This is a genomic window from Salinibacterium sp. 10G20-15 (assembly GCF_057365065.1).
Window position 1 is genome coordinate 468,556 of the sequence record NZ_CP195118.1, and the last position, 12,361, is coordinate 480,916.

A 12,361-nucleotide genomic window follows, 5' to 3' on the forward strand; every position below is an offset into this window, starting at 1 on the left:
TTCCGTTAGAAATGGTGCTCACGGAAAAGGATTCTACCGAACCCTGCTGCACGAACGCCGAGCGGAAACCAGTATCAGCGGCATCCTCTACCCTGTAATTACAAGCTTGAGGAGGCTAGGTGACGATCACACAGGGCCCACCCACCGTCGATACGCCGTGGCCGGTATCAGTTCTGTCGCAGAAGATTCGCGGCTGGATCGAACGACTCGGCACCGCGTGGGTCGAAGGCGAGATCACCCAGTGGGGTGGCTCGGGCGGCAACATCTACGGCAAGCTCAAAGACCTTGAAGTGGATGCCACCATCTCGTTCACGATTTGGTCGTCGGTGCGCGCCAAGCTGCCCAAAGATCTCAAGCAGGGCGATCGCGTTGTTGCCCTCGTCAAACCCAACTACTGGGTCAAGGGCGGCACGCTCACCATGCAGGTGCTCGAAATGCGCCACGTCGGGCTGGGCGACCTGCTCGAGAAGCTAGAACTGCTGCGCCAGAAACTGCGCGCCGAGGGACTCTTCGAGCACAAGAAGCCTCTCCCCTTCCTGCCCAACTGCATCGGGCTCGTCACCGCTAAAGACAGTGACGCCGAAAAAGATGTCATTCGCAACGCCCAGTTGCGTTGGCCTGCAGTGAAGTTCCGCACCGCGCACGCCGCCGTGCAGGGTGAGCGTGCTGTCGCTGAGGTATCGCAGGGCATCCGCGAATTGGATGCCGACCCCGACGTCGATGTCATCATCGTCGCCCGCGGTGGTGGAGATTTTCAGAACCTGCTCGTGTTTAGCGACGAAGCGTTAGTGCGCACGGCCGCGGCCTGCGTTACTCCGCTGGTATCGGCGATTGGGCATGAGAACGATCGACCGCTGCTCGACGAGGTTGCTGATTTGCGGGCATCCACCCCCACTGATGCGGCAAAACGCGTCGTGCCGGATGTCGCAGAAGAGCTGAGTCGCGTGCAGCAAGCGCGCGCCGGAATGCGGTTACGCATCACTCAGCGTTTGGGCTACGAGGGCGACCGCTTGGAGTCGCTGCGCACGCGCCCCGTGCTTGCGAACCCGGTATCGCTCGTCGACGCGCACGCCGACGAGCTTTCGCGCTACGTGTCGCGCAGCAACGAGCTCATGGAGCGGGCGATTGAGAAGGCGCACTCCGGCGTCACCGAACTCACCGGCCAGTTGCGAGCCCTCTCACCGCAGCGCACACTGCAGCGCGGGTACGCGATCGCGCAGCTGCCCGACGGAACCGCCGTGCGCTCTACCGCGGACGCTCCTGCTGGCACCGAGCTGCTGCTCACCGTTGCCGACGGCAAGATTTCCACCACTGTCTCCGGCCCGCCGGCAGACCACTAGAGAACAGTAGAATTACATCGTGGCTACCCCCAACGAAACCCCTGTCAGCGAGCTCAGCTATGAAGAGGCTCGGGATGAGCTCATCTCCGTGGTGAGTGAGCTTGAGCAGGGTTCGGCAACGCTCGAACAGTCGCTCGCGTTCTGGGAACGCGGCGAGGCTCTCGCGCAGCGCTGCGAAGAGTGGCTCGTGGGTGCCCGCGCCCGACTCGACGCCGCCCGCACCGCCGGCCTAGGCGACAACGCCGACTCGGGCGACAACCAGTAATGGCAAAGAACACCGAACCACGCATCGTCGCTGAACTGGGTCGTCCAGAAACACCAGAAGAGACCTTCGCCCGTAAAGCGGAAACTTCACGCAAGCACCGCGCCAACCAGACGTTGCTCAACCTCGTAGGCGCCACCGTAGCGTCCCTTGTCATCGTGCTTTTTTTGGTACTCGTGGTTGTTCGCCCCACCACTGAGACTCCCGTTACGGCCGATTACCGCACCATCGCGGCAGACTCTCAAACCAACGCCAGCGAACCGCTTCTCGCGCCAGCCACACCCGAGGACTGGTACGCGAATGCAGCACGACTCGGCACCACATCATCTGTCCAGACCTGGTACATCGGTTTCATCACCGCCGCCACCGATTCGTCCGCAGCGCAGTTCATTGCGCTCGAGCAGGGCATAGAGGCGAACCCGACCTGGCTCGGCATCGTGACAGATGGCGCTCTCGCTACCGAAACGACCACTATTGACGGCATCCAGTGGACAATTTATGACCGTCGATCTTCCGCTGACACCGGAAACTACGCATACTCAATGTCGGCAGAGATTGGCGGCAGCACGGTGGTGCTCCACGGCACGGCCGCCGACACCGATTTTGAACTACTCGCCGCAGCAATCGCTGCCGACTCGGAGGCGCAATGACCAACCCCACACGAACACCGGCTCAAGTCTGGAATGAGATGGCACGCGGCAACGATCGTTTCGTTGCGGGAGAGCCGGCCCACCCCCGCCAAGACGTCGAGCGACGTGCCGAGCTAGCCAATTCTCAAGCTCCGCACGCGGCATTGTTCGGCTGCAGCGACTCACGACTGGCCGCTGAAATTATCTTCGACAAAGGCCTCGGCGACCTCTTTGTGGTGCGCAATGCGGGCCAAGTCATCTCCAGCTCGGTTGTCGGGTCTCTCGAGTACGCCGTGAGCGTGCTCAACGTGCCCCTGATTCTCGTGCTCGGCCACGACGAGTGCGGCGCGGTCGCCGCCGCTATCGAATCGCAAACCGAAGATGCCCCGGCGCTGCCCCCGCACATCCAAGACCTCATTTCCAAGATCGTGCCCGCCGTTCGTCGAGTTGCCGGCAGCGACACCGGGGCCGTCGACGTCGAGAACATCAATGCTTACGATGTGGGGCGCATTCACTTGCGCGCCACCATCCTTGAACTGATGAATGCTTCTGAACTCATCAGCGACGCGGTCGCCGCCGGTACGCTTGCAGTAGTAGGCGCCAACTACCGTTTGCTTGAAGGGCGGGCCGTTCCCGACCTCGTTATCGGCACGGTCTAACGCTTCCACCACGTTCACACACCCCATCGCTCGCAAACAAAGGACTACAACGCTGTGACGAGTTCCACCGAATACCGCATCGAACACGACACCATGGGCGAGGTACGTGTGCCCAAGGATGCTCTCTATGGCGCTCAGACGCAGCGTGCCGTCGAGAACTTTCCGATCTCGGGCACCGGCTTAGAATCGGCTCAAATCGTAGCGCTCGCTCGCGTTAAGCGCGCCGCTGCGATTGCCAACAGTGAACTCGGCAAACTCGACTCCGGAATTGCGGATGCGATTGTCAACGCTGCCGACCAGATCATCGCCGGCCAGCACCACAGCCACTTCCCCGTCGACACCTACCAGACCGGCAGCGGCACCTCGTCGAACATGAACATGAACGAGGTTCTTGCTCGACTGGCCACCGACTCGCTCGGCAGCGCCGTTCACCCCAATGACCACGTCAACGCTTCGCAGTCGTCGAACGACGTGTTCCCCACCTCGGTGCACCTCGCCGTCACGGGCGCCCTCATCGGCGACCTCATCCCCTCCCTTGAGCACCTCGCAGCAGCCCTCGACGTGAAGGCTGAACTGTGGAAGGGCGCCGTGAAGGCTGGCCGCACCCACCTCATGGATGCCACTCCCGTCACCCTCGGCCAAGAGTTCGCCGGGTACGCTCGCCAGATTCGTCTCGGCATTGCCCGCATTCAGTCGGCCATCCCTCGCGTTGCGGAAGTGCCGCTCGGCGGCACGGCCGTCGGTACCGGGATCAATACTCCGCTCGGCTTCCCGCAGCGCGTTATCGAGATCCTCGCCGAGAACTCCGGCCTGCCGATCACCGAGGCGGAAGATCACTTCGAAGCTCAGGGCGCTCGCGATTCCTTGGTCGAGGCATCCGGCGCTCTTCGTGTGATCGCCGTCTCCGTCACCAAGATGTGCAACGACCTCCGCTGGATGGGCTCAGGCCCCAACACCGGTCTCGGCGAACTACAGATTCCTGACCTTCAGCCTGGTTCGTCGATCATGCCCGGCAAGGTCAACCCCGTCATTCCCGAGGCCGTGCTCATGGTCTGTGCTCGCGTTATCGGCAACGATGCCACGATTGCCTGGGGTGGAGCATCCGGAGCTTTCGAACTCAACGTGGCGATTCCCGTCATGGGCACTTCGCTGCTCGAGTCGAGCCGCCTGCTTTCCAACTCATTGCGCGCCCTCGCTGACAAGACGATTGATGGTCTCCAGGCAAACCTTGAGCGTGCGCTGGCTCTTGCCGAGTCGTCACCCTCGATCGTGACGCCGCTCAATAAGATCATCGGCTATGAAGCTGCCGCCAAAATCGCCAAGCACTCCGTCGCGCAGTCGATGACGGTGCGCGAAGCCGTGATCGACCTCGGCTTCGTCGAGCGTGGCGAAGTCACCCTCGAACAGCTGGATGCCGCCCTCGACGTTCTGTCGATGACGACGCCTGGCTAACCTTCCGAACCCGCCACCGCGAGCGGCGTTCCGTCGAGAGTTTCGACGGAACGCTCTCCGATCGGATCGTTGAGTCGCACCGGGATAAGAACAGAACCGGTCAGGTCTTCTCCCACCGGGCAGGCATCGACGTTGTTTGGCGTGGAGCCATCGCTCGGGGTGGGCAAACCATATTGCACCGAGAGTTGCACGCTCTCCGGTGTCTCGATCGCAACCACACGGCGAGGGATGCACAGCAGCGGCCCGCGCACATGAACGACGACATCCGCCCGTGTGATCGTCGAATCTGTCTCTGCTGGCTCGCTTCCGATGTAGCCGGGGATCCCCGTGGTGCCCAAGCGCGAGAAGTGCTCGAGGTCGAGAAGGTAGAGCGGCGGATACGCGTCATCGTTCACGGCGAGATAGCTCTCGATCGGAACATCAACGAGCGAAGCATCGGCGGTCTTTGAGGTCTGAAAAGTCCGATAAACCAACAGGGGCGCTGGTGATCCCCACATGTGTTCGATGTCATCGACGCTGGTCTGTTCTTGTGGTTGGTGGCTGTGGGAAACCACTACTGCAACGACAATCATGGTCAGTGCCGACCCGAGAGCAGTCGCCGCCACAATTTGGCGCAACGCATAAGCAGCACCGCCCGGTTCCGCGGTGTGCGCGTTGGCAACCGACCACGAAAACAGGCTGCGCCATTGATTTCGGGGCGCGAGAATCGCCCACACGGCAGCAACCCCGAGGGGAACTGCAAGAAACCACCAAACCCAGCCCACGAGAAAACCTTACGTTGCCTGAGCGCGTCGCGCTGACACTGACGCGGCGCGCTCAGACTTTGAGAGCTAATTGTTAGGCGAGTTCGTTGCCCTCCAAGAGGTCGGTCACGAGCGCAGCGATGGCCGAACGCTCCGAACGTGTGAGAGTGATGTGCCCAAATAGCGAATGTCCCTTGAGCGTTTCAATCACAGAGGCGACTCCATCGTGACGCCCCACGCGCAGATTGTCACGCTGCGCCACATCGTGGGTCAGAACGACTCGTGAGTTCTGCCCGATGCGGCTCAGCACTGTCAACAGCACGTTGCGTTCGAGCGATTGCGCCTCATCCACGATCACAAACGCGTCGTGCAGGGAACGCCCGCGAATGTGGGTGAGCGGAAGTACCTCGAGAAGCCCCCGGTCAAGCACTTCTTCGAGAACGTTCTCAGAGACAACGGAACCGAGAGTGTCAAATACCGCCTGGGCCCATGGGTTCATCTTCTCAGCCGCATCCCCCGGCAGGTAGCCGAGCTCTTGGCCGCCGACAGCGTACAGCGGGCGGAACACCATGATTTTGCGGTGCTGCTGCTTTTCGAGCACGGCTTCGAGACCGGCACACAGGGCGAGGGCCGACTTGCCGGTACCGGCACGGCCACCGAGAGACACGATGCCCAGCTCGGGGTCGAGCAGCATCTCAATCGCCAGCCGCTGCTCAGCACTGCGACCGTGAAGTCCGAAAATGTCGCGGTCGCCGCGCACAAGTGCCATCTTGCCGCGCGCGGTTACCCGCGCCAGTGCAGAGCCGCGTTCGGAGTGCACCACAAGACCGGTGTTGACGGGCAGCTCGGCAATCGCGCGCGTGTGCAATTCTTCTTTGTCGTAGAGCGTCGCGACTTGATCGCCGCTGAGCTCGAGCTCCGCCTGACCAGTCCAGCCGGAGTCCACGGCCAGTTCGGCCCGGTATTCCTCGGCCGCGAGCCCGATGGATGCCGCCTTCACTCGGAGCGGAAGATCCTTGGAGACGACGGTGACATCCAGCCCCTCGTTGGCGAGGTTGAGCGCAACGGCAAGGATTCGCGAGTCGTTATCGCCGAGCTGCAGCCCGGAGGGCAGAACCGACATATTGGAGTGATTGAGCTCAACGCGCAGGGTGCCGCCAGCATCCCCGACAGCAATCGGAAAGTCGAGGCGCTCATGCTTGACGCGCATCTCGTCGAGGCTGCGCAGAGCCTTTCTGGCGAAGAAGCCGATCTCCGGGTCGTTGCGTTTAGCCTCGAGTTCGGTGATCACCACCACGGGCAGAACAACATTATGTTCCGCGAACCGCTTGATCGAGCTCGGGTCGGAGAGCAAAACTGACGTATCCAGAACGTAAGTGCGTTCGGCTTGCCGCTGAGCCCGACCTCCCGCCTTCGACGTGGTGTTCGTGGTCTTGGGGGTTGCTAGGTCGGCCAACGTGCACTCCATCCCCGAGTGCGAGCACTCGGATCCAGTCTGCGAAGACGGCCAGTACTTTACGAAAACGAACTTACGTGGCCGTCTCGATCAGGCGCCATACCTGATGTCTTGAACGCTAAACCTGCGCTGCGTTCTGGGTGCGACGACACGCCACGAGACACCATTGCGTCACTTTCTCGCTACGCGGGCACGGCGCAGCGGCCTATGGCGAGCGAATCGCCGGCAGCGAGCGCTAGACGCCCCTTAGGCGCCGAACCGGCGGTGGCGGCGCGAAAAATCGCGCAACGCGCGCAGAAAATCTACCTCACGGAGATCGGGCCCGAGGGCTTCCATGAAGTACAGCTCGCTATGGGCAGACTGCCACAGCATGAAGTCGCTGATTCGCTGTTCACCCGACGTGCGGATGACTAGGTCGGGGTCGGGCTGACCTTTCGTGTACAGGTGCTCGCCGATCAGTTCGGGCGTGAGCAACTCGGCAAGCGCTTCAAGGCTGTGACCCTCATCGCTGTGGTTGCGGACGATCCGGCGCATGGCTTCGGCAATTTCGTGGCGTCCGCCGTAGCCAATCGCGAGATTGACGTGCAAGCCGGTGTTCGTGGCCGTGCGCTCGTGAGCCGCTCTAAGTTGGGCTTTGAGCTGATCCGGGAGCCCCGCATCCGACCCCACATGTTGAACCCGCCAGTCTCGAAAGTGGGAGAGATCTTCCGCGAGGTCACCAATGATGGTGAACAGTTCTTTGAGCTCCTCGGGTGACCGCCCCGTGAGGTTATCGGTAGAGAGCAAATACAGAGTGGCGACGGAGATGTCGAGATCATCGCACCAGACAAGAAACTCGCGGTACTTGGCGGCACCGGCACGATGGCCGTGCGCTGCAGTCTCGAGATCCTTCAATTTGGCCCAACGCCTGTTGCCATCAATGATCATGGCTACGTGGCGCGGCAATTGCTGGCCCTCTAGCTGGCGACGCAGTTTCTTTTGGTAAAGACCGTAGAGAAAACCGCGACCTAATCGAGACTGTCGCTTACTCACGGAACTACGTTAGACCACCGCAACGCTCAGCAAGTGAAACTCACCCCGGCGTAAGCTGAGATCATGAACCAGAATGCTGCCGATTCTGCTGCTGCAGCAGCCGTCGAACAGGAAGATGCGTCGCGTCTTCCCGAGATCCCACTCGTCGATGATGTGATGCTGCACGCGCCAGCGGAGACGAAGCCCACCTGGCGCGGGTGGATTCACGCGGGAACTTTCCCGGTCGCAATCGCGCTGGGCGTCATCCTGATCGTGATGGCCGACGGCGTTGCCGCCAAGGTCAGTTCCGCCGTCTTCGTGGCCTCGTCGCTCATGCTGTTCGGCATCTCGGCGCTTTACCACCGCTTCAATTGGAGTGAGAAGACGCGGATGCTGCTGAAGCGTTTTGATCACTCCAACATTTTCTTGCTCATTGCCGGTTCCTATACGCCCATTACGGTGCTGGCGCTGCCGCCCGAGAAGGCAACCCTGTTGCTCTGGCTCGTGTGGGGCGGTGCCGCTCTCGGCATTGGCTTCCGCATTTTCTGGGTGGGTGCGCCGCGCTGGCTCTACGTACCGCTGTACGTACTACTCGGCTGGGCCGCAATGATGTTCGTCGTCGACTTCTTCCAAGCTAACTGGATCATGATGACGCTGATTCTGACTGGCGGACTCTTCTACACTGTGGGCGCCGTGGTCTACGGCATGAAGCGCCCCAACCCCATTCCCGGGGTCTTTGGTTTCCACGAGATTTTTCACACGCTGACGCTACTGGCGTTCCTCTGCCACTTGGTTGGCATCTTCCTCGTGGCGACTAATCCGCCCGTGGTGTAGTGGAGTCGTCACGGGGAGCATCCACGTCATGGTCGGGGTCGACAGCCAACTCAGGATCAGCGTTGAGATCCGGGTCGGCATCGGGTGCAGCACCGAGCGCAGCAGCGTCGGCTGCCGCCGCTTCCTGCTCAGCACGGATCGTGTCGTGAGCGAGCTCGCGGTACCGCACGCGACGCACACGACGCACCATATCGACAATGATCAGCACGGTGACGATCGCAATGAAGGCTGTGGCAAGAAAGCCAATTACGCCGGGCGTTACGAGATTCGGATCGCCCTCGTACGCCGGGTAGAGAGTCGGTTCCGGGCTGGGAGTCTCCGTCCAGAGAATCGCGCTGGTGGCGAGCGAAGCAAAAGAAATCAACTGTTGTCCTCTGGGGTGTTCACTCGATGATTTCATCACGCGAGTTTGCGAATAGCCTTGTAGTAACCAGAGTACCGTCGCCAGAAGGAGCCCCGCGTGCCCGAAGCATCCAGTAGTCCCGCTGGCAGCGCCGATAGCGCAGCAACCGCCAGCGCAGCATCCACTGACTTGGATGCTCGCTATGGCCGCAGCCCGCGCTCGACACGCAACAATCGTGTGATCGTGATTGGTGCTGCTGTCGGTTTCGTCGTGGTGTTTGCTGCGTGGCTGGTGTGGGGCGGACTACTAGAAGCCCCGGCCCAGTTCGAGGCAAAAGATACCGGGTTTGAGATCATCGACGACACCGCGATTGAAGTGCGGTGGCAGTTCAATGTTCCCGAGAACACGGATGCTCGCTGCGCGGTTCAGGCCCTCAACTCCACGTTCGCAATTATCGGGTGGAAAGTCGTCGATGTTCCCGCGAGTGACCAACGCAACCGCGACTTGAGCACTACCGTGTTGACGACTGAACAAGCAGTGTCAGGCTTGATCTACCGGTGCTGGCTCACCTAAGCTATAGCAAATCATCGCGAAACCGGTCGAGTGCGGCCGGTTTCCTTTTTGTATAGGGAGAAGCACAGTGGCTGCAGAAAATAATGTCACGTGGTTGACCCAGGAGGCGTTCGATCGTCGCACCGCCGAACTGGAACAGCTTACGGGTGAGGGACGGTACGAGATCGCCAAGAAGATCGAAGCCGCCCGCGAAGAGGGAGATCTTAAAGAGAACGGTGGCTACCACGCCGCGAAGGAAGAGCAGGGCAAGATCGAGGCCCGCATTCGCGTTCTCACCGAACTGCTTCGCAACGCCGTTGTCGGCGACGTTCAAGACGACGACGGCGTTGTTGAGCCGGGAATTCTTGTCACTGCCAAGATCATGGGCGAAGAGAGCGTGTTTTTGCTCGGCAGTCGTGAAATCGTCGCCGACGATAGCGACCTAGATGTTTACAGCGAGAAGAGCCCGCTCGGTCTCGCGATTAACGGCCTGAAGGTCGGCGAATCGACGACCTACACCGCCCCCAATGGCAAGGCAATTACCGTCGAGATCATTAAGATCGCGACCTACTCGGGCTAATCGGCTACCCCTCGTCGTCCCGCAGTCCTTCGTAGGTCCGCGGTCGTGACTAGAAGTCGACCTGAGGGTCAAACCCTTCGTCCCTGAGCCGCGCGAGCACTGACTCCGCGTGCTCGGGGCCTCGGGTCTCAATGTGCAGTTCGAGCTGAACCTGGCTGAACTGCACTTTGTTGTTGTGCCTACTGTGCAACACCTCAACGACGTTCGCGCTCGCTTCCGCCACGAGGGCCGAAATGCGAGCGAGCTGACCGGGGCGGTCGGGCAGCGGGATGCGCAGACGGAGGTAGCGTTCGGATGCCGAAAGACCGTGACTGATGATGCGTTCCATCATCATGGGGTCGATGTTGCCTCCGCTCAGTAGCACGACGGTATTGCCGCTGGGGGCGATCGCGCCGGCGAGAATCGCCGCGACACCTACGGCACCGGCGGGCTCGACGACCTGCTTGGCGCGCTCGAGAAGAACGAGCACGGCGTAGGCGATCTGGTCGTCGGAGACGGTGATTACTTCATCCACAAGGTCGCGGACCATGCTGAAGTTGAGCACGCCCGGTCGGCTGACGGCGATACCGTCCGCAATTGTGGGCGAGGTGCGCACCTCGACAATTTCGCCCTTATCGAGTGAAGGCCGATAGGCGGAAGCATTCGCAGCCTGCACTCCGATAACGCGGACGTTGCGGCCTTCGAGGCGAGCTCGCTGCTTGATTGCGCCAGCAACGCCAGAGATGAGACCACCACCACCGATGGGAACAATGATGGTGTCCACGTGGGGAACCTGATCAAAGACTTCGAGTGCGAGCGTCCCCTGACCCGCCACGACATCTTCGTGATCGAACGGGTGGATGAGCACGGCACCGGTCTCTTCCGCAAAGCGGGCCGCCGCACGCAAGGGCTCGTCCACCGTGTGACCACGCAGCACAACCTCGGCGCCGTAATCACGTGTGGCCTGCAACTTGGGCAGAGGAACCCCGACGGGCATGAAAATCGTGGACTTGATGCCGAGCTCGCGAGCGGCAAAAGCGACCCCTTGAGCGTGGTTCCCTGCCGACGCTGCCACCACTCCCCGAGCTTTCTCTTCGTGCGAAAGCCCCGCAAGACGGTTATACGCGCCACGCAGTTTGAACGACCCGGTGCGTTGAAGATTCTCGCACTTCAAAAACACGGGCGAGCCGAGCACCTCCGCGAGAAAACGTGACGTCTGCATAGGAGTGACGTCGGCAACTTCTGCGACCCGAACGCGTGCTGCGTCATACTCAGCAAGGGTGGGGCCGGGCATCCGGTTATTTACCATTACCGAGAACATCCGTAATCGTGGGGCGGCCATGGATTCGCCAGTCACCGCTGGCTATGTATTTGGTCATGACGTTGACAACAGCCACCAATGGCACCGCGAAGAGTGCGCCCGGAATACCGGCAACGAATGATCCGGCGGCCACCGCGAACACGACCGCGAGCGGATGGACTTTGACTGCCGTGCCCATCACGAGCGGCTGAAGGATATGACCCTCGAGCTGCTGCACCAGCAAGACGATACCAAGCATGATGATCGCGGGGATCGGCCCGAGAAACACGAGAGCAATAAACACCGCGAGCGCGCCCGTAACGAGAGCACCAACCACAGGAATGAAGGAGCCAAGGAAAACCGCGACCGCGATCGGGATGACGAGGGGAAAGCCTCCGTAGAAGAGCCCCAAGATCCAGGCGCCAAGACCGATACCGACGGCATCGACGGCCGCCACGAAAATCTGCACCTTCACAAAAGTTGTCAGGGTGAGCCATCCTGCCACGCCAGCGCCGTCGACCGCAGTACGAGCACGGCGCGGGAACAGCCGAACTGTCCACCCCCAAATGCGCTTGCCGTCAATGAGCACGAAGATAGTGGCAAAGAGGCTGAGCAGAGCACCCGTCAGGACGTGACCAGCGGTGGAACCGACAGAGAGGATGCCCGACACCAGTGCTTGAGAGTCTCGCTGGATGACATCAAAAATTTCAGTGAGGTAGCCGTCGAGATCAGCGTCGCTGAGCTGCAGGGGCGAGTTGCGCAAAAACTCACGCAGGTTCTCGTACGCCGCGGCGGACTGAATTTGCAGCGCAGGGAGCCCCGAACGCACTTGCGTGACCACAACAACGATGAGTCCGCTGACAACGGCGAGAAAGCCGGCAAGCACGACGGTGACGGCAGCCCAACGCGGCCACTTCATCCGCACACAGAAGTTCACGACGGGCACTAGCAGTGCCCCGATCAGAATGGCAATCAGGAACGGAATAACAATGTACTTGAGGGTGATCACCAGGTAAATGAGAACCGCGACCAGTCCCAAAACGACAAGAATGCGCCACGAGTAGGCAGCAGCTATCGAAAGCCCGGCGGGAACCTCAGCGGCGTCTGGAGTGCTGGCGCGTGACGGGACCCGATTGTCTGGTTTATTGCGTCGACCGAATACCACGTGCCTATCTTAGTTGTGCTCGAGCGAGCACTTGATGCGCAGCGAACGCTGTGGCA

General features: G+C 61.0%; 14 protein-coding genes. 8 read left to right on the forward strand and 6 right to left on the reverse strand.

The features are described 5' to 3' along the window. The first annotated feature begins 119 nt into the window (after positions 1 to 119). From xseA to ACR3YK_RS02215, 5 genes are read left to right on the forward strand one after another with little or no spacing between them, the layout of a single operon-like run. Entirely contained in the window at positions 120 to 1,340 is a 1,221-nt protein-coding gene (xseA, locus tag ACR3YK_RS02195) for an exodeoxyribonuclease VII large subunit (RefSeq protein ID WP_486175614.1), read from the forward strand. 19 nt (positions 1,341 to 1,359) lie between these two features. Next, entirely contained in the window at positions 1,360 to 1,605 is a 246-nt protein-coding gene (locus ACR3YK_RS02200; RefSeq protein WP_486175615.1) for an exodeoxyribonuclease VII small subunit, read from the forward strand. Then, positions 1,605 to 2,252, forward strand: a complete 648-nt coding sequence (locus ACR3YK_RS02205) for a DUF4245 domain-containing protein (RefSeq protein WP_486175616.1) — start codon at positions 1,605 to 1,607, stop codon at positions 2,250 to 2,252. The genes ACR3YK_RS02200 and ACR3YK_RS02205 overlap by 1 nt, the downstream gene beginning before the upstream one ends. Further along, positions 2,249 to 2,890, forward strand: a complete 642-nt coding sequence (locus ACR3YK_RS02210) for a carbonic anhydrase (RefSeq protein ID WP_486175617.1) — start codon at positions 2,249 to 2,251, stop codon at positions 2,888 to 2,890. Before ACR3YK_RS02205 ends, ACR3YK_RS02210 begins: the two co-directional genes overlap by 4 nt. Before the next feature lie 54 nt (positions 2,891 to 2,944). Next, the gene (locus ACR3YK_RS02215; protein ID WP_486175618.1) at positions 2,945 to 4,342 is read left to right on the forward strand and encodes a class II fumarate hydratase; all 1,398 of its coding nucleotides are present in this window, start codon (positions 2,945 to 2,947) and stop codon (positions 4,340 to 4,342) included. Here the strand turns inward: ACR3YK_RS02215 and ACR3YK_RS02220 are convergent. From ACR3YK_RS02220 to ACR3YK_RS02230, 3 genes are all read right to left on the reverse strand, one after another. Beyond that, the gene (locus ACR3YK_RS02220) at positions 4,339 to 5,106 is read right to left on the reverse strand and encodes a fumarate hydratase (RefSeq protein WP_486175619.1); all 768 of its coding nucleotides are present in this window, start codon (positions 5,104 to 5,106) and stop codon (positions 4,339 to 4,341) included. The two genes, ACR3YK_RS02215 and ACR3YK_RS02220, sit on opposite strands and share 4 nt — an antisense overlap. Before the next feature lie 73 nt (positions 5,107 to 5,179). After that, entirely contained in the window at positions 5,180 to 6,541 is a 1,362-nt protein-coding gene (gene phoH2, locus ACR3YK_RS02225) for an RNA 5'-3' helicase PhoH2 (RefSeq protein WP_486175620.1), read from the reverse strand. Positions 6,542 to 6,787: 246 nt separating this feature from the next. Further along, positions 6,788 to 7,573 (reverse strand): isoprenyl transferase, encoded by a 786-nt coding sequence (locus tag ACR3YK_RS02230; RefSeq protein WP_486175621.1) that lies wholly within the window; start codon positions 7,571 to 7,573, stop codon positions 6,788 to 6,790. A 63-nt stretch (positions 7,574 to 7,636) separates the two neighbouring features. On the opposite strand from ACR3YK_RS02230, the gene trhA reads away from it, so the two are divergent. Further along, entirely contained in the window at positions 7,637 to 8,386 is a 750-nt protein-coding gene (gene trhA / locus ACR3YK_RS02235; RefSeq protein ID WP_486175622.1) for a PAQR family membrane homeostasis protein TrhA, read from the forward strand. Here the strand turns inward: trhA and ACR3YK_RS02240 are convergent. Further along, the gene (locus ACR3YK_RS02240; RefSeq protein ID WP_486175623.1) at positions 8,367 to 8,750 is read right to left on the reverse strand and encodes a hypothetical protein; all 384 of its coding nucleotides are present in this window, start codon (positions 8,748 to 8,750) and stop codon (positions 8,367 to 8,369) included. The two genes, trhA and ACR3YK_RS02240, sit on opposite strands and share 20 nt — an antisense overlap. Before the next feature lie 96 nt (positions 8,751 to 8,846). On the opposite strand from ACR3YK_RS02240, the gene ACR3YK_RS02245 reads away from it, so the two are divergent. Continuing rightward, the gene (locus ACR3YK_RS02245) at positions 8,847 to 9,302 is read left to right on the forward strand and encodes a DUF4307 domain-containing protein (protein ID WP_486175624.1); all 456 of its coding nucleotides are present in this window, start codon (positions 8,847 to 8,849) and stop codon (positions 9,300 to 9,302) included. A gap of 67 nt (positions 9,303 to 9,369) precedes the next feature. Beyond that, the gene (gene greA, locus ACR3YK_RS02250) at positions 9,370 to 9,861 is read left to right on the forward strand and encodes a transcription elongation factor GreA (protein ID WP_486175625.1); all 492 of its coding nucleotides are present in this window, start codon (positions 9,370 to 9,372) and stop codon (positions 9,859 to 9,861) included. Between the two features lie 49 nt (positions 9,862 to 9,910). Here greA and ilvA read toward each other — a convergent pair whose 3' ends face one another. Together ilvA and ACR3YK_RS02260 are read right to left on the reverse strand one after the other, a co-directional pair. Further along, on the reverse strand, positions 9,911 to 11,149 hold the full coding sequence (gene ilvA / locus ACR3YK_RS02255; RefSeq protein WP_486175626.1) for a threonine ammonia-lyase: 1,239 nt from the start codon (positions 11,147 to 11,149) through the stop codon (positions 9,911 to 9,913). Further along, positions 11,139 to 12,305, reverse strand: a complete 1,167-nt coding sequence (locus tag ACR3YK_RS02260; RefSeq protein WP_486175627.1) for an AI-2E family transporter — start codon at positions 12,303 to 12,305, stop codon at positions 11,139 to 11,141. The genes ilvA and ACR3YK_RS02260 overlap by 11 nt, the downstream gene beginning before the upstream one ends. Between the last annotated feature and the right edge of the window lie 56 nt (positions 12,306 to 12,361).

Bases quoted from the DNA above. Each gene is read 5' to 3' on its own strand.
- ACR3YK_RS02210 (WP_486175617.1), top strand. From the start codon at position 2,249: ATGACCAACCCCACACGAACACCGGCTCAAGTCTGGAATGAGATGGCA.
- ACR3YK_RS02205 (WP_486175616.1), top strand. From the start codon at position 1,605: ATGGCAAAGAACACCGAACCACGCATCGTCGCTGAACTGGGTCGTCCA.
- trhA (WP_486175622.1), top strand. From the start codon at position 7,637: ATGAACCAGAATGCTGCCGATTCTGCTGCTGCAGCAGCCGTCGAACAG.
- ilvA (WP_486175626.1), bottom strand. From the start codon at position 11,149: ATGGTAAATAACCGGATGCCCGGCCCCACCCTTGCTGAGTATGACGCA.